The sequence below is a fragment of the Rhodovulum imhoffii genome, assembly GCF_003046545.1.
Lineage (GTDB): Bacteria > Pseudomonadota > Alphaproteobacteria > Rhodobacterales > Rhodobacteraceae > Rhodovulum > Rhodovulum imhoffii.
The window spans coordinates 22,688-41,487 of record NZ_QAAA01000011.1 but is presented as its reverse complement, the minus strand read 5'-3'; the positions used below and the strand labels follow the sequence as shown (position 1 = coordinate 41,487).

General features: G+C 63.2%; 21 protein-coding genes. 7 read left to right on the top strand and 14 right to left on the bottom strand.

Annotation, left to right across the window (positions count from 1 at the left end; translation table 11 throughout):
• Positions 1 to 43 precede the first annotated feature (43 nt).
• A complete protein-coding gene (locus C8N32_RS10060; RefSeq protein WP_107892860.1) occupies positions 44 to 418 on the bottom strand; it encodes a hypothetical protein in 375 nt (124 codons plus the stop codon).
• Between the two features lie 304 nt (positions 419 to 722).
• On the opposite strand from C8N32_RS10060, the gene C8N32_RS10055 reads away from it, so the two are divergent.
• Positions 723 to 1,163: a PaaI family thioesterase gene (locus tag C8N32_RS10055; RefSeq protein ID WP_107892859.1), complete on the top strand. Its 441-nt coding sequence runs from the start codon at positions 723 to 725 to the stop codon at positions 1,161 to 1,163.
• On the opposite strand, the gene C8N32_RS10050 is transcribed toward C8N32_RS10055, so the two are convergent.
• The 5 genes from C8N32_RS10050 to C8N32_RS10030 form a co-directional block, all read right to left on the bottom strand.
• Entirely contained in the window at positions 1,160 to 2,116 is a 957-nt protein-coding gene (locus C8N32_RS10050) for a GGDEF domain-containing protein (RefSeq protein ID WP_107892858.1), read from the bottom strand. The two genes, C8N32_RS10055 and C8N32_RS10050, sit on opposite strands and share 4 nt — an antisense overlap.
• Before the next feature lie 32 nt (positions 2,117 to 2,148).
• A complete protein-coding gene (locus tag C8N32_RS10045; RefSeq protein WP_107892857.1) occupies positions 2,149 to 2,730 on the bottom strand; it encodes a heme NO-binding domain-containing protein in 582 nt (193 codons plus the stop codon).
• 66 nt (positions 2,731 to 2,796) lie between these two features.
• Positions 2,797 to 4,542 carry a DUF4153 domain-containing protein gene (locus C8N32_RS10040; protein ID WP_170106774.1) on the bottom strand — a complete coding sequence of 582 codons (1,746 nt, stop codon included), beginning with the start codon at positions 4,540 to 4,542 and terminating at the stop codon, positions 2,797 to 2,799.
• An 82-nt stretch (positions 4,543 to 4,624) separates the two neighbouring features.
• Positions 4,625 to 5,332, bottom strand: a complete 708-nt coding sequence (locus C8N32_RS10035; RefSeq protein ID WP_107892855.1) for an HAD family hydrolase — start codon at positions 5,330 to 5,332, stop codon at positions 4,625 to 4,627.
• 16 nt (positions 5,333 to 5,348) lie between these two features.
• On the bottom strand, positions 5,349 to 5,627 hold the full coding sequence (locus C8N32_RS10030; RefSeq protein ID WP_107892854.1) for a DUF3572 domain-containing protein: 279 nt from the start codon (positions 5,625 to 5,627) through the stop codon (positions 5,349 to 5,351).
• A 107-nt stretch (positions 5,628 to 5,734) separates the two neighbouring features.
• Between C8N32_RS10030 and C8N32_RS10025 the strand changes: the two genes are divergently transcribed.
• On the top strand, positions 5,735 to 7,156 hold the full coding sequence (locus C8N32_RS10025) for a diguanylate cyclase (RefSeq protein WP_107892853.1): 1,422 nt from the start codon (positions 5,735 to 5,737) through the stop codon (positions 7,154 to 7,156).
• Here the strand turns inward: C8N32_RS10025 and C8N32_RS10020 are convergent.
• From C8N32_RS10020 to C8N32_RS10005, 4 genes are all read right to left on the bottom strand, one after another.
• Positions 7,148 to 7,651: a periplasmic heavy metal sensor gene (locus C8N32_RS10020; protein WP_170106773.1), complete on the bottom strand. Its 504-nt coding sequence runs from the start codon at positions 7,649 to 7,651 to the stop codon at positions 7,148 to 7,150. The genes C8N32_RS10025 and C8N32_RS10020 overlap by 9 nt on opposite strands.
• 2 nt (positions 7,652 to 7,653) lie before the next feature.
• Positions 7,654 to 8,019 (bottom strand): hypothetical protein, encoded by a 366-nt coding sequence (locus C8N32_RS10015; RefSeq protein ID WP_107892851.1) that lies wholly within the window; start codon positions 8,017 to 8,019, stop codon positions 7,654 to 7,656.
• A complete protein-coding gene (locus tag C8N32_RS10010; RefSeq protein ID WP_107892850.1) occupies positions 8,016 to 8,597 on the bottom strand; it encodes an RNA polymerase sigma factor in 582 nt (193 codons plus the stop codon). The genes C8N32_RS10015 and C8N32_RS10010 overlap by 4 nt, the downstream gene beginning before the upstream one ends.
• A gap of 73 nt (positions 8,598 to 8,670) precedes the next feature.
• Positions 8,671 to 9,237 (bottom strand): EF-hand domain-containing protein, encoded by a 567-nt coding sequence (locus C8N32_RS10005; protein ID WP_170106772.1) that lies wholly within the window; start codon positions 9,235 to 9,237, stop codon positions 8,671 to 8,673.
• Between C8N32_RS10005 and C8N32_RS14860 the strand changes: the two genes are divergently transcribed.
• Genes C8N32_RS14860 through C8N32_RS09995 form a run of 3 tightly spaced genes read left to right on the top strand, consistent with a single transcriptional unit; the run spans position 9,215 to position 10,490 of the window.
• The gene (locus C8N32_RS14860) at positions 9,215 to 9,448 is read left to right on the top strand and encodes a hypothetical protein (protein WP_170106771.1); all 234 of its coding nucleotides are present in this window, start codon (positions 9,215 to 9,217) and stop codon (positions 9,446 to 9,448) included. The two genes, C8N32_RS10005 and C8N32_RS14860, sit on opposite strands and share 23 nt — an antisense overlap.
• Entirely contained in the window at positions 9,445 to 9,822 is a 378-nt protein-coding gene (locus C8N32_RS10000; RefSeq protein WP_107892848.1) for a DUF983 domain-containing protein, read from the top strand. Before C8N32_RS14860 ends, C8N32_RS10000 begins: the two co-directional genes overlap by 4 nt.
• Entirely contained in the window at positions 9,783 to 10,490 is a 708-nt protein-coding gene (locus tag C8N32_RS09995; protein ID WP_107892847.1) for an NUDIX hydrolase, read from the top strand. Before C8N32_RS10000 ends, C8N32_RS09995 begins: the two co-directional genes overlap by 40 nt.
• Here the strand turns inward: C8N32_RS09995 and C8N32_RS09990 are convergent.
• Complete coding sequence (locus C8N32_RS09990; protein WP_107892846.1) at positions 10,487 to 11,953, bottom strand: 3-hydroxyacyl-CoA dehydrogenase NAD-binding domain-containing protein; 1,467 nt, start codon at positions 11,951 to 11,953, stop codon at positions 10,487 to 10,489. The two genes, C8N32_RS09995 and C8N32_RS09990, sit on opposite strands and share 4 nt — an antisense overlap.
• Positions 11,954 to 11,967: 14 nt before the next feature.
• Positions 11,968 to 13,008, bottom strand: coding sequence for an aldo/keto reductase (locus C8N32_RS09985; protein WP_107892845.1), 1,041 nt, complete (start codon positions 13,006 to 13,008; stop codon positions 11,968 to 11,970).
• A gap of 144 nt (positions 13,009 to 13,152) precedes the next feature.
• Here C8N32_RS09985 and C8N32_RS09980 point away from each other — a divergent pair, with 144 nt between their 5' ends.
• Both C8N32_RS09980 and metG read left to right on the top strand, forming a co-directional pair.
• Complete coding sequence (locus C8N32_RS09980; RefSeq protein ID WP_107892844.1) at positions 13,153 to 13,908, top strand: SDR family NAD(P)-dependent oxidoreductase; 756 nt, start codon at positions 13,153 to 13,155, stop codon at positions 13,906 to 13,908.
• 90 nt (positions 13,909 to 13,998) lie between these two features.
• Entirely contained in the window at positions 13,999 to 15,717 is a 1,719-nt protein-coding gene (metG, locus tag C8N32_RS09975; protein WP_107892843.1) for a methionine--tRNA ligase, read from the top strand.
• 4 nt (positions 15,718 to 15,721) lie between these two features.
• On the opposite strand, the gene C8N32_RS09970 is transcribed toward metG, so the two are convergent.
• Positions 15,722 to 16,153, bottom strand: coding sequence for a universal stress protein (locus C8N32_RS09970; protein WP_107892842.1), 432 nt, complete (start codon positions 16,151 to 16,153; stop codon positions 15,722 to 15,724).
• Positions 16,150 to 18,753: a TRAP transporter permease gene (locus C8N32_RS09965; protein ID WP_107892841.1), complete on the bottom strand. Its 2,604-nt coding sequence runs from the start codon at positions 18,751 to 18,753 to the stop codon at positions 16,150 to 16,152. Before C8N32_RS09965 ends, C8N32_RS09970 begins: the two co-directional genes overlap by 4 nt.
• Positions 18,754 to 18,800: the final 47 nt, after the last annotated feature.

Sequence of the window (18,800 nt, the reverse complement as noted above, 5' to 3'; positions counted from 1 at the left end):
TGGGACGGGGGCGCTTTCAGCGCCCCCGTTCGATTCAATCCGGTCAATCCAGGTCGGCGATCTCGGTGGCAATCGCCTCGGCCCGTGCATTGACATGGGGGACCGACACCGGGTTGAACGCAGCGGTGTTGGCGAACAGCCGATCGATACCATCGTCAGAGTTGGCCCGCTCGGCACGCAGGATGCGCTGGGCCTCATCATTGATGAGCGCACGGGTCGAAAGGGCCGCAGCCTTCGCACCGTCCAGCCAGATCATGGCGTCGTTTCCGGTCTGTTCAACTGCAACTTTCATGCGGGCCAGCTCATTCGGGGTGTACACTCCGGGCTCCACGCCAAGGTTTTTTTCCAGCTGGGTCTGCGCCAGGGCGGGTGCGGCAGCGGTCAGGGCGATCGCGGCGGTCAGGGCGAAACGTTTCATGGGTAGCCTCCTTTGGCTTGATACCGTTGGGGCGCATCGCGGCCCCATAGACGATATCTGTGTCTTATAAGTTTTACATTCAACGCACATTTGATGCGTCATATTGTATTTTCTGTTCTTTTTTACACAACTCTTGTGCGCGATTTATCTGCGTCATATTCTCTGTAAGGTTGTTTTATTGGAAATATCAACGTTTTGAAAAACAAGAACTATATTCCAGCCCTTCCTTTCACGCAGCCCGACGTCAGGTCACATGTTCCCTTGCTCCGCCGCTAGCGGTACGCAAGCGCCGGGAGGAAACAACATGACATTCGAACCCAAGACTCCGGCCTTTGCAGAACGTGTGCGCGCCAACTTCGCCCTTCAGGGTATGATGACGACCCTTGGCGCCGAACTGACCGGGATCGAACCCGGCCGCGTCTGCGTCACCGCCCCTGTCGCGCCCCATACGACCCAGCAAAACGGTTATGGCCATGCCGCGCTCAGCTTCGCCCTGGGCGACACCGCCGGAGGATACAGCGCAATGACCCTGCTGCCGGAAGGCTGGGACGTTCTGACCAGCGAGATCAAGATTCACCTTCTGGCCCCCGCCCGGGGGGATCGCCTCACCGCACGGGCCGAAGTCATCAAACCCGGTCGTCGGCTGATCATCGTCCGTGCCGAGGTCTTCGCTCTGGAAAACGGGCACTCCACCCACTCCGCAACCCTGCTGGGGACGATGGTTCCGGTCGAGACCGGGCGCTAAATCCGTACAACCCGCACCTGCCCCCGCCCTGCCCGCTTGGCCTCATAAAGCGCGTCATCCGCGTCCTTGAGCATCTGCCGTGGATCCGGGTGAGTGTAAAAGGTGGACAATGTCATTCCGATACTGGCGGAAACCCGGCAGGTGTCTTCGCCAAACGGGATTGGTTCTTCAAGCTGGGCGATGATCCGCCGCCCGATGCGCAGCAGCTGACGGGCATCGACAAGCCCCAGGAACAGAATGATGAACTCATCCCCCCCCGCGCGGGCGACAGTGTCGCTGCGGCGAGTTTCATCCAGCAGGATGCGTGCCACCACCTGAAGCACCTCATCGCCCGCCGCGTGCCCCAGCCTGTCGTTGACCTGTTTGAAGTAATCCAGATCGACATGCATGAGTCCGAAAGGCTGCGCGCCGTTCACCGCAGCGTTAAGCGCAGTCTGCAAGGCACGACGATTGCGTAGCCCCGTCAACATGTCCGTGGCGGCACGTTCCTCCGCCTGCTCTCGGGCGCGCTTCAGACGCGTATTAAGGCGCTTGTATTCCTCCAGAACCGCCGTTTTCGCTTCGACAAGATAAAGCATCTCCACGGCCAGTTCCGAAGGGGCGAAATCCCGCAGAGTCAGGCGATACCGCCCGACCACTTCGATCACCGACAACCCCAGCGACAGGTTTAGAAACGCGCCGCCGTCGGGCAGTACGACAACACTCCCTTTCAGGTTATGCTCCGGCAGCGCATACAGGCGCAGACCCAGCCTCTCGCCCTCCAGTGTCGTCAGCCCGGCCATGTCGGAAACCGGGAATGGGCGGTGAACCTCCAGCACTTCCTGAAACGGCATCCCGGAAAACGCCGCCTTCCCCGCCAGTTTCGCCAGGGTCGGTCCCGCGGTCAGAACTTCCCCCAAGGGGGAAAACCACAAATGCATCGGCATCAGCGAGTTCAGCGCCCGGACCGGCATGCTTACATGCGCAAAACACGGCACTTGCCCCTTCATGTCGGCCGCGCCCCCAGCGCAAAGCTGCGCCCGTCGGCAAAACGCCCATCCAGAAGTTCGATCATGATCGGACCCGCCCCGCTTTCGGGAAAATCCATCAAGACCAACGCCCCGTAATCGTCCGCCATCCCACGCAACAGTCCAACCACCGTGGGACGCATCAGGTCTCCCGGCCAGTCGCAATAAAGGGCGAAACGTTCCCCCCCCTCACGGCAAAGCTTCAGTTCCGGGATCGAAAACTCCGGCAGGACCAGGCGTACCCGGCTTGGCATATCGTCCAGCGAGTACAGGAATTCGAGGAAACTGCTGCCCCCGAAACGCAGCAACCGCCGCAAGGATTCATGGCGGGGGTGGGAAACAAGGTATGTCCCGAAATCTTCCAGCAGCATCGAAGGCGGAAGCCGCAAAACCCCCGACAAAGCGGTAACCATCCGCTCTGTCACGTCGTCCTCGTAAAGTTCAAGCGCCTCGAATCCGGCCGGGTCGACCCCCGCACACCCCGAGACTGCCAGCCAGGCCCGCTCTCCATAAGAATCCCGCACGAAGAACTGAAAAGCGCGGTTTATCAGACCGTACATGCATCCTGCCCCGTTTGACCCGGAACAGGCTTAACCGCATCTCCTTAACGATCTGCGAAAGTGGCCTCAGGGCCCAAAATAAATGCGCCCGCCTTCAACTTCCAAAGCCTGAAGCGTCAGGGGCAAAAGCCTGAACGCCCCGGTCAGGATCGCATCGATCAAGGCACCAGGCTGATCAAAGGCCAGTCCATCGTCAAGAAACCCCGGCGCCCGCATGGAATACCCCTCTGCATCACGCAGATAAGCCCGCATCAGCGGCGCGCCCCGGTCGCTTTGCGCGACCAGAACGGCCTCATCGCCCGGTCGTTCACCAGTCAGGTCGGCCAACAGCAGCACGCAGCCGGGGTTTCCAAGCGGCGTGCGCCGGTCACAGCCTTGCAGAATTTGCTCCAGTTCCCACAGGCGCGCATCGCGCAGCAAACCCTCGGGCAAGACCGCACCCTCGGGGCGTACCTGAAGCTGCCCGCGGACCGCCGCCGCCAAGGCCAAGACATCATTGCCTTCGCCCTCCCGATCAAAGGCATACCGGCTCTCGGCAGTTCCCAGCACCGCCAGCCGTTCCGCCAGGCGGCCGGCCTCCGGGTGGTCGCGCAACCCGGCGATCCGCTCAAGCGCCTCCGCCCCCGCGCGGCCCCACTCCCGCCCGATAGCCCAAAGATCGATTTCCTCGGCGCTGGCCTTCCCGGCTTCAAGCCGGGCGACCTGATTTTCCGCCGACAGGCGATAAACGTCCAGAGCCGGCGTGAACCATGCCGCCGCCAGCGCCAGAACCACAAGCGCAAGGCGGGTATTGGCCCGGCGAATTCGCACGCCCCAGTCCCTGCAGGGCACGGCAACCCCGTAAAGCACCCCATAAGCCAGCATGATCACACCGCAAAGCCCCGCCACGACCCGATCCGGTGTCAGCCCGTACTGCGCCACCCGCAGCCACACCGCCACCCCGGCCAGAACCCCAAGCGCCGGCACCAGCAGCGCCAGCCCCTTGCACGCAAAGCACATCCAACTGGCCTGTACCTGCCGTTCCGCCCCGGAATCGACAGCGGCGCTGATCAGCGTCACCGCCCCCACCGCCATCGTCAACAGCGTTGCCGCCGCCGAAAACGCCCCGAAAAGATGTGACAGCCCCCGCAGCGGCAAAGCCAGCAGGAACACCGCGACCACCACCAGAACCGCAGGCAGCAGGAGCCGCAGAAGCCGCAGGATGAGATAGGGCGAAACGTAATCGGACAATTCGTTGACCACACTCAGCGCCAGCCCAAGCGTCACACCCGAAAGCAGGAAAGGTACGGGCTCCTGCTCGATCAGCGTTTCGATCACATCGATCTCGACCAGCGACAGCAGCGCGTTCGACAAGAACACGACCGCCCAGACCAGTCCGACAAATAACCACGCCGCAGCAAAGCGCACGACGATCATCCAGGATGCGTGAAACAATGTGGGATAATGGGTCCATCCCACCCCCGGACGCTGGGCCGCCGCCGCGAATGGCAGGGGCAGGAACAGCAAGATCAGGAAGGCCACAGGTGCATGCGGCTTGTCCATATAGGCAGAAACGGTATCGAACCGCAGGCTGCCCCACACCACCAGCCCGGACACCACCGGCGCCTGAACCGCGGCGGACAGCAGTGCCCGGTGCAAGGCCAGCGGCCCGTTCAGTGCCAGCGCCGCAACGAAAAAAACTGCCCCGAAGCTGCCCAGGAACAACAACAGACGCTGGGCCTCACGCAGATGTTCAGGCAAAATCTCCAGTAAAAGCCACGCCGCAACCCCTGCCATGAGCCCCAGGAAACCGCCCCCAAGACGGTTGGCCATGATGGTTCTGTCCTGACTGAGCATAAATCATTTCCTTGCCGTATCTTGCCCCGCACCAGCCTACACCAGCCGACCTGCGGGCTTAAGGGGGGGCCGGGCACGCATCCAGATAGGCCGGAAGGTACCCTATATCGGGCAGTACGGCATCGGCGAGATCGGCCAGATCTTCTGCCCGGGCCGGGCCGGTCAGCACCCCGACGGTCCCCATTCCCGCCGCACGCCCGGCACGAAGGTCATGTCGGCTGTCGCCGATCATCAGCACCTGCGCCGGACGGACCCTCGCACCCTGCGCGAAAGCCCGCAAGGGTCCCGGATCGGGCTTTGCGCCGTAACCGCTGTCACAGCCGATGACACAGGCAAAGAGGTCCAAAACCCCTGCCTGCGCCAGATGCGCGCGGGCAGGGGCCTCGGCGTCGTTCGTCGCCACCCCCAATGCCAGACCACGCGCGGCCAGACTCCGCAACAGCGGGCCAAGCGGTACCGACGGTCGCAGCGGCACATTCACCGCCGCCGCATTCATCCGGGCAATCAGATCGTCCTGCCCGCAGCCCGGCAGATGCGGGGTCAGCAGACGCGCCACATCCCAAGGGGTGCCGGCGATGACAGGGCTGGCAGAATCGAACCGCGCAGCCTGCAGATCGAACCCGATCGCCGCACCCAGTTCCGCCGCGACATCTTCGTCCCCCCCGGCCAGCCCCGTCAGAAAACCGACAGCCCATGCCCCCCATGTCGCATGAAAATCGAACAGCGTTCCGTCCTTGTCGAACAGCAGGGCCTGAATGTGGCGCATGCCCGCTCCTTTGCCGTCATGTCCAGTGCATCTGCGCAGGCCCTGCCAGAATCTGGCGCGCGCGCATCGGAGCCTCGTTGATTTCGCCGGTATCGGCGCAAAACGACATCACCCATGTGTCATCAAGGGTAAGGAAATCCAGAACCCCGGCAAGAACGTCGGGATCGGCCGCGCGTTCCGCGAGATCCTGCCCGGATATCCCCGCAGACCCCATAAACACCTGAAGCAATTCATCATTTCCAACCAACCATTCCAATGCTCTCAAGGCGAGCGTCTCGGCCTGTTCCTGTGTCATCCGGGTCTCCGCATCAATCGTCGGAAAAGCTAAAGAGTTTGTTAACGATTATTGTCCAAAAGCAAAGATATGAGAGAATTTAGATAGAAAGCCAGGAGGCACCACTTATGCCCGGGCGTATTCTTGTCGCGGATGACGTGGCAATCAACCGTATTACCATGACTGTCAGTCTTTCTTCAGCGCATTACGATGTGATACCCGCAACCTGTGGGCAAGAGGCCCTGCATCTGGCTCGCACTGTCGCCCCCGATCTTGCCCTGATCGACATGCGCATGCCGGATCTTGACGGAACCGAGGTATGCCGCCGGCTGCGCGCGACACCTGAAACGGCTGACATGCCCATCATCATCGTAACTGCCGCGCAGGAGACGGAAGCACGCCGCAGCGCCCTGGAGGCCGGCGCGGACGATTTCCTTTCCAAACCCCATGACGACCTGATCCTCCTGGCGCGCGTGCGCAACTTGCTGCGGGCCCGCGAAACCGCGCGCGAACTGGCCTTGCGGAACGGCACCTGCCGGGCCCTCGGTTTTGCAGACCCCCCTTCAGGGTTCACCCGGCCGGGATCGATCGCCCTGATCGGCAGTTCCACCCAGGAAGCGATGGCCTGGAAGGCGGCCCTCCACCTGCTGGTTCCGGACCGGATCAGCGTCAAGACCCGCGCCGAAGTGCTCAGCCCGCCGCCCGGCAGGGTGCCGGACATCTACCTTATCAGCGCCGACCTGGACCGCCCCGGCGCAGGCCTGCGCCTGATGAGCGAACTGCGCTCCCAAACCGAAACGCGCCACGGGGCGGTGATCCTCGCGGTTCCCGAAGGCGCGCGGGAGACCGCGGCGATGGCACTGGACCTTGGCGCGAACGATCTGGTAACCGTCCCCTTTGACGCGCGCGAGATGGCGTTGCGCCTCCGGGGGCAATTGACCCGCAAACGGCAGGCGGATCGTCTGCGCAACTCGGTGCGCGACGGATTGCGCATGGCCGTCACGGACCCTCTGACAGGGTTGTTCAACCGCCGCTACGCGTTGCCCCACCTGGCCAGCTTTGCCCAGCGCGCCGCAGGCAGCGGACGAAGCTTTGCGGTCATGGTTCTGGATATAGACCATTTCAAAGGCATCAACGACCGGCACGGCCATACAGCCGGGGACAGGGTTCTGGAAAGCTTCGCGCAGCGCGTCCGGGACAACCTGCGTCCGACGGACCTTATCGCGCGGATGGGGGGGGAGGAATTTCTGATCGCCCTCCCGGAAACCGAACCGGACATCGCTGTCGCCACGGCTGAGCGCCTGCGCCGGGCAATTCAGGCCTCCGCCTTCGATCTTCCCCGCGGCAAGGGCCAGGCCGAAGTGACCGTCAGCATTGGCGTGGCGATCGGACATCCTTGCAAATCCTGGCGCTACGGCCCAAACGCAGAGGCTGGCGTCCAGACCCTGCTTGACCGTGCGGATACCGCGCTTTATCGGGCAAAAGCGGAAGGGCGCAACCGCGTCGCTCTGCACAAACCGGACGAAATACGCCTGAACCGGTCAATCTGAGCGGACCGGACCCCGGCGATACCGATGCATCATGCGCTCAAGCCGGTCTGCGAAAGCGGCGCGCTCACCGGGGGTCATCTCGGCGATCTGCTGAACCAGAAGCCCCCGGATAAAGCGCCCCTGGTCGTCGACCCGCGCATGCTGTTCTTCGAGGATCTGTTTCACCTGCTCGGGGTCGAGCGTCTCACTGCGCAGGGCGGACAGAAGCCGGGTAAAACCCTCACGCACCGCCTGCCGGTTGTCTCGCAGCCGGTCGGATTGAGTGCGCATACGCGCCCGCAATTCACGGCGGTCCGTGTCGGACAGCGCACGCGTGTAGGGGCCATAATCCGAAATCCGGCTGTGCGCCCCCGGCACCGCGTGGCGCACTCCGTTGGCGTGACTGAGCACCGCCCCCACCACCAACCCCGCCACCAGCAGGTTCAGAGCCAGACTGAGAGACAGCACGAGCCGCCCCCAACGGCGCCCCCCCGGTTTCTGAGAGTCTTCAGCCATGTTCATCCCCCTTGCAGGAACATGTCTACAGTCGGCATCAGCTCGACCAGTTCATAATCGCCCTCCGGAACAAGAAGCTCCGCACCAAGGGCGCTCAGCCCTGCGGGGAATGCATAACCGATCCAAACTCCCGCCATCCCGGCAGCAGCCATGCCGCCCAATGCGGGCCAACCCCCAAGGGCAGCGGTCAGCCGTTCCAGAAGCCCGCCGCGCCGGGCTGTGTCAAGACCCCGCACGGGCCTGCCCCCCTGCGCGTCAGACATGACCCGGGCGATCAGATCGCCAGACGGTCGGGGCGCCGCGGCGCGCGCGTCGCTGAAGAATGGCTCCAGCGCCACATCTTCGGGTCGTTCGGGTTTCTTTGTCATGTTGCATACCCCAGTTCTGCGCGCTGGCCGACCAGTTCCGCGGCCAGCGCCCTCTTGCCGCGGGCGGTCAGGCTTTCGACCGCCTCGACGCTGATCTCCATTATCTGCGCGATCTCGGGGTTCGGCAGCCCCTCCAGATGGCGCAGGATGACGGCCTGGCGCTGCCGTTCGGGCAAGCGGCCCAGCGCGATCTGAAGCGCCTGGGCGCGGGCCTCCCCTTGCAGACGCGCCTCCGCGCCGGGAGCCGGGTCCGCAGGCTCGGGGATCGAATCGATATTCGCCCCTCGAGCCTTGCGCAGCCTGTCGATGCACAGGTTCGAAACCACACGATACAGCCAGGTCGAAACCCGTGCCTCGCCAGGGCGCCAGCCCGAGGCCGCGCGCCAGAGCCGCAGCATTGCCTCCTGCGCCACATCCTCAGCCTCGGTCGGGTCCCGCAGCATGCGCGCGGCCACCCGCAAGGCCATCGGCAACAGCCGGTGAACCAGGTCACGGGCAGCCGCATCGTCACCCCTTGCATAGGCGATCAACAAAGTTTCATCCGAAACCGGCAAGTCTGCATCGTTCGTTTTCAGCATTTCGCAGACGGTCTATCCCGCCGCGCCTGTCGCGGCAATTGCCTGCGGCCCGCAGGCCGCAGGCGGGTCGTTCTCAGTTCTGCCACAAACGCGGGCCGCGCATCGGCATACCTTTTTCAAACTCCTCCCGCGTGACGCTGCCATCGCCATCCGCGTCAAGCTGATTGAACATCATCTCGGGTCCCGGACGCACGGAAAGTTCCGCAATGCTGAGTTGCCCGTTTCCGTCCTGGTCGAGGACCTGCATCATGGTCTCGGCCCGTTGGGCGAGTTGCGCATCGGTCAGGCCGTTTCCGGCCCCCATGGCCCCCATGGCCCCCATCATCGGGCCGACGCAGCCGCCACCACAGCCGCGCATCCCACGGCCCTGACCACGCCAGCCATCCCCTTGCCACCCCCGATTGCTCTGGAGCTCTTCCACGCTGAGCGACCCGTCCCCATCCTTATCCATGGCCTTGAACCGGGCATCACGGGGTGCACGAAATTCCTCAAGGCTGATGGCGCCGTTCCTGTCCGAATCCAACGCGTCGAACACCTGCGCGTCCCCGCGGCCCCACGCCTGCGCAGCGCCGACAGACGCAATCAGAACGGTTCCCACCGCCACTGCCGACAACGTCATGGTGAAGATCGAACGTTTCATGGAAAATTCTCCTTGTTTCATGGGTGAAAACAATTGCACCCCGGTGATTTCTCCTATGAAACGAAGCGGCGGACGATTTCCGTCGCCCCAAAGGCCGGGGATCCGCTTCGCGACATCCCGCCGCAAGGACCCTGCGCCGCGTTTAAAACTTTTGGCGTTTTGGCACGATGGTGAAAAAACGACAGAAGAATTTTCAAGAGGATTTCAATGACTGAGGCGAAGGAGTCCCCCTTGCGCCCGGCGCTTATGCGTGGCTGGCACCGCCGCTGCCCCAATTGCGGAGCAGGGCCCATGCTGTCCGGCTACCTGGATGTGAGGGAGCACTGCCCGGTCTGCACCGAGCAGTTCGCCCCCCCGCACAAACCCGCGCGCCACACATTCCTGACCCTGAGTATCGTTACGGTCCTTCTCGTGCCGTTGATCATTTACCTGGTCCTGGCCTTCGATTTCGGCCTGCTGGTCCTGATCGCGATATTCTCGGTTGGCGGCGTGGGGCTGGCGCTTTACCTTCTGCCGCGAATAAAGGGGCTGATGGTGGCATTGAAATGGGCAAGACGGAAGCAGGGACAGGCAGCGAAACGCTGAAAGCGACGCAGATTCGGGACGCCGCAACCATCATCGTTGTGCGCGATGGGAAAACACGCCCGCAGGTACTGATGGGCCAGCGTGGCGCCTCAGCCGCGTTCATGCCCAACAAGTTCGTCTTCCCCGGCGGTGCGGTGGATCCGGTGGACCGGACCGTTGCCCTGGCCGCCCCCCCGGACGCGACCTGCGTCACCCGCCTGCAACAAGATTGCGACGCGACGCTGGCACCGGGGCTGGTTGCGGCAGCCATACGCGAGTTGTGGGAAGAAACCGGCCTGATTCTGGGGGCGCCGGGCCCATGGACGGATTCGCCTCCACAAGGCTGGCGCGGCTTCGCGGCGGCTGGCTATCGCCCCTGCGGGGCCGGGCTGCATTTCATCTTTCGCGCCATCACGCCACCGGGCCGCCCGCGCCGTTTCGATGCGCGTTTCTTTCTTGCCATGGCCGACAGCATTACCAACGACCTGGACGATTTTTCCGGCGCGGAGGACGAATTGGCGCATCTGCAATGGATTCCCCTCGACGAGGTGCGCGGTTTCAACCTGCCCTTCATCACAGAGGTGGTCCTGGCCGAGATCGGCGGCCTCCTCGAAGGCGGCCTGCCCCCGGCAAGCGTTCCGTTCTTTCGTAACTGCTCCGAGCGGTCCGAATTCCTGCGCCTGCGTTAAAGATGGACGATCGCCTGGCCGACGGCGTCGGGCCGGGGCAACCGGGCGTGGGCTGCGGCCAATTGTGACAGCCGCTCCGCCACCCGCGGGATCGGGGGCGCCGCGCGGCGAGTCTGCAAACTGACATGGACGAGAAGGTGCTCCCCCGTGGCCAGCAGCGTATCCCCCGTGTACATCGCGTGGAACAGGTGCATCTTCTTTCCCGCAGCCCCAAGGCAGGTCGTTTCCACCCGGATACGTGCCCCGGCGCGAATCTCCGCCACATGCCGGAGGTGGGTTTCCACGGTGAAAAAACTGCATCCCGAGGCGATATAGGCCGCGTCGCATCCGACCATTTCCATAAACCTGTCAGTTGCGTTGGCGAAAACATGCAGATAGCGCGCTTCGGTCATGTGACCATTGTAATCGGTCCAGTCCACGGGCACGGCACGTTCCACAAGGACAAGGGGCTTGTCGGCATCGTGAACGGGCTTGCGCAGGGCCCTGTCAAATTCGTTCAGGCCCCGGCCCGCACCCGCGTCGGCCCATTTCAGCGCCCGCATCACCGCCACCAAGGCAGTGTCACGGCGGAATTCGCGCTCGGCGATCGAAAGCTCACCCAGATGTGGCATCAGCTTTTTCAAAAGCGCCCCGACCTCGGCCTTGTTGCGCGGGTACTCGGCATTCAGCCAGGAACTCCGGGCATAGGATTCGGGGCCGAACTGCTCCATGAAATCATGAATACCGCCCGTGCCGCCGATCACATGCAGCCCTTCGAACAGGCCCGCCTGCGCCCAGCGCAGCCCCAGCCCGGTTGAGATGGCCCGGTCGATGTCCTCGGGCGCGGCCAGGTCTTCCCGAACCAGCCTGATGGCCTCACGCCACAGCGCGGCGTGCAGCCGGTTGGCGACATGACCCCCGTTTTCCACCGGCAGGCGCAGGGGCTGCATACCGATCTCACGCAGCACCCCTTCTGCCCGATCCAGAAGGCCGGGCCTTGTCGCGTCGCTTCCGGAAAGTTCGACCATCGGCAACAGGTAAACCGGGTTTGCGGGATGGGCGACGATGATCTGCTCCGGGTTCGTTGCCCCCCATTGCAGTTCGCTGGGCGTACAACCGGAACTGGAAGACGCCAGAATGGCCTCCGGATCGCAGCTTTGCTGAATCTCCGAAATCAGCGCGCGCTTGGCCTTTGGACGTTCCGGCAGGTTTTCCTGTATCCATTCCGCACCCGCAACGGCCTCTGCCACGGATGCGCAGACCCGGATCTCCCCCTCGACTGGCATCGGGCCGGAGACAATCCCCGGCAGGCTGCGGCGAGCGTTTCCCATGACCCTTTCAACCCGCCCACGCCCCTTGATGGACGGATCGTAGAGCTGTACCTGCCAGCCCATCAACGCAAAACGGGCCGCCCATCCGGAGCCTGCCACCCCGGCGCCGAGAATTGCGCTTATCCGCTTTTGTCCTGCCCGGTCATTGATCATCGCATCTTCCTCCGTCAGAAAGGGAGTGGATGGGCCTTGTGAGCGGCATCGATTTCCGCCAGCACCTCGGGCGCGAGGACCAACCCGGCACTCTCCAGGACCGTGTCGAGTTGGGCCAGGGAAGTCGCCCCAACGATAGGCACCGTCGGCGCCGGCCGGCTGCGCACGAAGGCGATCGCCATCTGAACCGGGTCCAGCCCGTGCGTCTTCGCAATCCCCAGGTAGGTGGAAACCGCCTCCCACACACGTGGGGTGATCCGCCCGCCAAGATCCGGCACACGGGCACGCCGGGTGCCCTCCGGAGTGACGTCTCCGGCGTATTTTCCGCTGAGAAGTCCGGCCGCCAGCGGCGAATAGGCCAGAAGGGTCACACCCTCATTCACGGCCAGTTCGGCAAGGTCGGTATCGAACTGACGGCACAACAGAGAGTATTCGTTCTGCAGGGAGACCGGGCGCGGCCCCCCTCCTTCGGCCAGCCGCAGCCACTGCGCCATACCCCAGGCGGTTTCGTTCGAAAGGCCGAAATGCCGGATCTTGCCCGCCTCCACCAGCCGCTGAAGCGTTTCCAGAACCGCCGCCATGTGGGAAAGCGTCTCCTCCCGGTTTTGCCCCGATGGATCGTACCCCCAGTTCTGACGAAAGTGATAGGATCCCCGGTTTGGCCAGTGAAGCTGATAAAGGTCGATGACATCCGTTTTCAGACGCCGCAGCGACCCCTCGACCGCGTCGACAAGTCCCTGCGGTGAGATCCCCGCACCATCGCGAACGAAGCCCTTGTTCGCGCCGGTGATCTTGGTCGCCAGAACCAGGTCGCCCCGCCGGCCCGACCGCGCCAGCCAGTCGCCCAGGATTTCTTCGGTCCGGCCCACGGTTTCGGCCCGGACCGGGGCCACCGGATACATCTCGGCGGTATCGGCAAAAGTGATGCCGTGCTCGACCGCCCTGTCAAGCTGCGCAAAAGCGTCCTTGGCGGAGTTCTGGCTGCCCCATGTCATCGTGCCGAGGCACAGAGCGGACACGGTCGGACCTGCCTGACCAAGCTGGAGTTGTTTCATAATGCCTCCGTTTTGGCCCAAGGGTAGCCATCAAAGCAGGCGGGGCAAGCCCCGGCAATCATTCTTATACACTTTGCGGTCAGGGCTTGCAGAGGATCGCCCCACATACCACCTGTGGTTGAGCGTAACCACGGAGAGAAGCACATGAACCTTCGTTTTGACGGAAAGACCGCCATCATCACCGGCGGCAGCACCGGAATCGGGGCCGCCATCGGGCATGAGCTTGCCGAGGGGGGCGCGACGGTCATCCTTGCCGCCCGCAGCAAGGACAAACTTGAGGAAACCGTGGCCGGGATCACCGCAAAAGGCGGCATCGCCCATGCCCGCGCCTGTGACGTGTCAGACCCCCAGGCGGTCAGGGATCTGGTGGATTTTGCGGTGACGGAAGCCGGCGGGTTGCACCTCATGGTCAACAATGCCGGCATCGCGGGGCCCCAGGCCGTGGTGGGCGAAGGCTCTCTGGAGGGCTGGCAGCAGGTGATTGACATCAACCTCAACGGGGTCTTCTACGGGTTGCACTACGGCCTGCCCGCGATCGAGGCCTCCGGCGGAGGCGCGGTGGTGAACATGAGTTCCATCCTCGGCAGCGTGGCGATTCCCGACATCCCGGCCTATGTCGCGGCCAAGCACGGCATGAACGGGCTGACGAAATCCGCCGCCATCGGTTGGGCCAGGCGCGGGGTGCGCATCAACGCCGTCGGCCCGGCCTTTATCGTCACCCCGCTGGTCGAGGATGCCTTCGACGAGCCCACCCGCCAGGCCATTGCCGCGCGCCACCCTGTCGCCCGGATGGGCCGCCCGGAAGAGGTCTCTGCCCTGGTGACCTTCCTTCTGTCGGACCGGGCCAGCTTCATCACCGGCAGCTACCATCTGGTCGATGGCGGCTACACCGCGCAGTAATCGTGGTGGGTCAGAGGCCCTGGCCTCTGGCCCTCCGTTCTTTTGGGCGTTAAACGGGGCGGGGAACCAGACAAAAGGCAGAGCCGCAACATGGCACGCATTCTCGTCACCTCGGCGATTCCTTATATCAATGGCATCAAGCACCTTGGCAACCTCGTGGGCAGCCAGTTGCCCGCCGACCTCTACGCCCGGTACATGCGCGGGCGCGGGCACGAGGTCATGTTCCTGTGCGCCACCGACGAACACGGTACCCCCGCCGAGCTGGCCGCCGCCAAGGCCGGAAAGCCGGTCGCGGAATACTGCGCCGAGATGCATGCCGTTCAGGCCGAACTGGCCAGAGGGTTTCGCCTGTCGTTCGACCATTTCGGGCGGTCCTCCAGCCCGCAGAACCATCGGCTGACCCAGCATTTCGCGGGCAGGCTGGCGGAGAACGGGTATATCGGGGAGGTTACCGAACAACAGGTCTATTCCAGCGCCGACGGGCGCTTTTTGCCTGACAGGTATATTGAGGGCACCTGTCCCAATTGCGGCTACGACAAGGCCCGCGGCGACCAGTGCGAAAACTGCACCAAGCAGCTTGACCCCACCGACCTGATCGACCCGCGCAGTGCGATTTCCGGTTCCACAGACCTTGAGGTGCGTGAAACCAAGCATCTCTACCTGCGTCAGTCCCTGTTGAAGGCAAAGCTGGACGCCTGGATCGACGCGCAGTCCGACTGGCCCGTCCTGACTACCTCCATCGCGAAGAAATGGCTGCATGACGGCGACGGCTTGCAGGACCGGGGGATCACCCGCGACCTGAGCTGGGGTATCCCGGTGAAAAAAGGCCCCGAGGACTGGCCAGGCATGGAGGGCAAGGTTTTCTACGTCTGGTTCGATGCCCCTATCGAATACATCGCCGCCAGTGCCGAATGGGCGCAACAACACGGCCATCCGGATTCCGCCTGGCGCCGGTGGTGGCGCACCGACGAAGGCGCGAAAGACGTGCGCTATGTCCAGTTCATGGGCAAGGACAACGTTCCGTTCCACACGCTGTCCTTCCCGGCCACGATCATGGGATCGGGCGAACCATGGAAGCTGGTCGATTACATCAAGTCGTTCAACTACCTCAACTACGATGGCGGCCAGTTTTCCACCAGCCAGGGGAGGGGGGTGTTCATGGATCAGGCGCTGTCGATCCTGCCCGCCGATTACTGGCGCTGGTGGCTGCTGTCCCACGCGCCGGAAAATTCGGACGCCGAATTCACATGGGAAAACTTTCAGGCTTCCGTGAACAAGGATCTGGCCGATGTCCTTGGCAACTTCGTCAGCCGGGTCACCAAATTCTGCCGCTCCCGCTTTGGTGAGGAGATTCCCGAAGGCGGCGCGTCCGGTCCCGAGGAGACCGCGCTGATCGCGCGCCTGTCGGCCCGGCTCGTCGCTTACCAGACACATATGGACGCCATGGAAATCCGCAAGGCCGCCGCCGAGTTGCGCGCGATCTGGGTGGAAGGCAACGAGTACCTGCAAGCCGCCGCGCCCTGGGCGGCTTTCAAGACCGATCCCGAGCGCGCGGCCGCGATCATCCGCCTGTCCATGAACCTGATCCGGGTTTACGCGGTCCTCTCGCGCCCGTTCATCCCGGATGCTGCCGATACGCTGCTGGCCGCCCTGAAAACCGAAAACCGCGACTGGCCGGACAGCATGCCCAATGCCTTGGCCGTTCTGCCCGCCGGACACGGCTTCAGTGTGCCGGAAATGCTCTTCGGCAAGATCACCGACGAACAGCGGGAAGAGTGGCAGTCCCGCTTCGCCGGAAAACGGGGCTGAGCGCCTAGCGCACCACGTAGACCGAACAATCCGAATGTCGTACCACCCGCGCGGCATTCGGCCCCAGAAGGTAATCGCGCAAATCGGGTTTGTGCGACCCGATCACGATCAGATCGCTGCCCGCCTCATGCGCGGCGTGGAGAATTTCCTCATACGCCTTGCCGGTGGCGATGATATGGCGCACTCCGCTGTTGGCGTCGGCGCCGATCTCGCTTTTCACGAAATCGTTCAGCATCTTGCGGGCCTTGGCCATCGCCTTGTCATGGAAGCCCTTGTCAAAGTATCCCCCCACGACACTCATCCCGAAATCGGGGACCACGGTAATGACATCCAGGCGCGCTTCGTCGACGCGCGCCAGTTTTATGGCGGTGCGCAAAACCTCGCGGTCCGCATCAAGCTGGTTCACGTCGATCGCGCAAAGGATAGAGGTACTCATGCAGTTTCTCCGCGTTTGGCCCGCCCCATCTGCAAGAAGGCAACGCCCCCCAGAAGCAGCAGCGCAGGGATGAAGACAAGTTCTTGCGGAAGCTGTGCCTTGGGCACCCGCAGGGCCGAAAGCGTGACCGGGTCATCGCCATAGAAGTCGAAACTCTGTAGCGTCTCGGCGAAAGGTGTGCCGAACACCGGCTCTTCGAGTTTCACGACGCCGTCCTCAGGCAAAAGCAAAAGCCCGGTCGCATCCAGTCGCGCATCCGGGGCCTCCTCCCCCACGGAGACGACCAGCGTCGTTTCCTTCATCTCCAGCGTATCGAAATCGGGTCCGGAAACCACAAGCCGCAACTCATCCCCCTGTTCGGCTGCGGTCAGGGCCTGGTCGAGCTGGACAGGCGGCAGGTCCGCAAAGGGCGGTTGCAATCGGTTGATCACGAAATCGGGGCGAAACAGCATGAATGCGATCAGCACCAGTGCCACGCTTTCGTAGATACGATTTTTGGTCAGGAACCACCCCATCGTACCCGCGGTAAAGACAAGGATCGCGATGGTCGCCACGATAAACACAAGCACACCCTGCGCCCAGTTTACATCGATCAGCAAAAGGTCCGTGTTGAAGATGAACACGAAGGGCAACGCCACGGTCCGCAGGCTGTAGAAAAAGGCCGTGAATCCGGTCCGGATCGCATCTCCCCCCGAAACGGCCGCGGCGGCGAAACTGGCCAGACCTACGGGTGGGGTCACATCCGCCATGATCCCAAAGTAAAACACGAACAGGTGGACGGCGATCAGCGGCACAATCAGCCCGGACTGGGCGCCCAGTTCCACCACGACACCGGCCATCAGCGACGAGACGACGATGTAGTTGGCGGTGGTTGGCAGCCCCATACCAAGGACCAGCGACAGCAGCCCCACGAAAACGAGCATCAGTACCAGGTTCCCACCGGAAACGACCTCCACGAGGTTGGACATCACCTGCCCGATCCCGGTCAGGGTGACGGTTCCGACGATAACCCCGGCGGTAGCAGTGGCCAGGCCGATGCCGATCATGTTGCGCGCCCCGTCGATCAGACCGGAGATCAGGTCCGTGCCCCCGGCACGGAACGACCCGGCCATCTCGCGCCCGCCACGCATCAGCGCCTTGAGCGGTCTCTGTGTCAGCAGGATCACGAACAGCAGCGCCGTTGCCCAAAAGGCCGACAGGCCGGGGGATTTTTGCTCGATCATCAGAAAATACACCAGCACGACGATCGGCAGCAGGAAATAGAGACCCGCCTTGTAAATTTCCCCCACGACGGGCAGCTTCACTTCGGTGGCATGAGGGTCGTCCGGCTCCAGGTCGGGCACGGACGCCGCCAGCGCCAGCAGCGCGACATAGGCCAGCATCAGGAGCACGGCCAGGACCCATCCTGCCCCTTCCGGAACCGCCGCCACGATCCAGCCCACCGGGAACTGAACGCCATAGCACAGCAACGCGAACCCGACGAAGAAGGCAAGCATCCCTCCCACCGTGCGCCCCAGCGAGACAACACGATCCCCCAGCGTCGGCATGTTCCGTTTAACGGCCTCGAGATGCACGATATAGACAAGCGCGATGTAGGAAATCATCGCGGGTAGGAAGGCATGGGTGATGACCTCGACATAGGAAATGCCGACATATTCCACCATCAGGAACGCGGCCGCCCCCATTACCGGAGGCATGATCTGCCCGTTGACCGAGGATGCCACCTCCACCGATCCAGCCTGTTCGGAGGTAAAGCCCACGCGCTTCATCAAAGGAATGGTGAAGGTGCCCGTCGTCACCACGTTGGCGATGGACGAGCCGGAGATCAGCCCCGTTGCCGCGGACCCCACGACCGCCGCCTTGGCCGGCCCCCCGCGCAGGTGGCCCAGTGCGCCGAAAGCCATCTTGATGAAGTAGTTTCCGGCGCCGGCCTTTTCCAGCAATGCGCCAAACAGCACGAACAGGAACACGAACTTTGTCGACACGCCCAGGGCAATCCCGAAAACCCCCTCCGATGTGGTCCACATGTGGCTCATCGCTTTTTGCAGGCTGGCCCCCTTCCAGCGGATCACCTCAGGCACCCAACTCGCAGCCCCATAGAACACGTAGGTCAGGAAAACCGTTGCAATGATCGCCATGGCCGGGCCAAGGGCACGCCGAGCCGCCTCGAACAGCAACAGCAGGCCCGCAAGCGCGAACCACTTGTCCGTGTCGTCGGCAAACCCGCCCGACGCCACGAGCTTGTCATAAAAGATATATCCGTAAAGCGCGATGAACGCCCCCGCGAGCGCGAAAATCCAATCCTGTACGGGGATGTAGCGCCGGGGACTGGACTTGAACGCCGGGTAGGCCGCATAGGCCAGGAAAATGGCGAAGGCCAGGTGAATCTGACGAGAGTTGTTGATCAGGTCGCCCGGCAACACGACATTCGACACCGGCGAAGCCAGAAGCACCTGAAACACGGACCAGACCACCGCGATCGTGGCCAGGAACAGCCCAACCGGGCCGGTCGGGTTGCGTGCCCCTGAATCGGAGGCCGCAACGAGTTCCTGAAGTTCCTCTTCGGACAGGGCGCGGCCCCGCGCGTTTCGGTCGGACATGTCCCAATCTCCCGTTCTGACCGCATTTTGCGGCTTATCGCTTGACC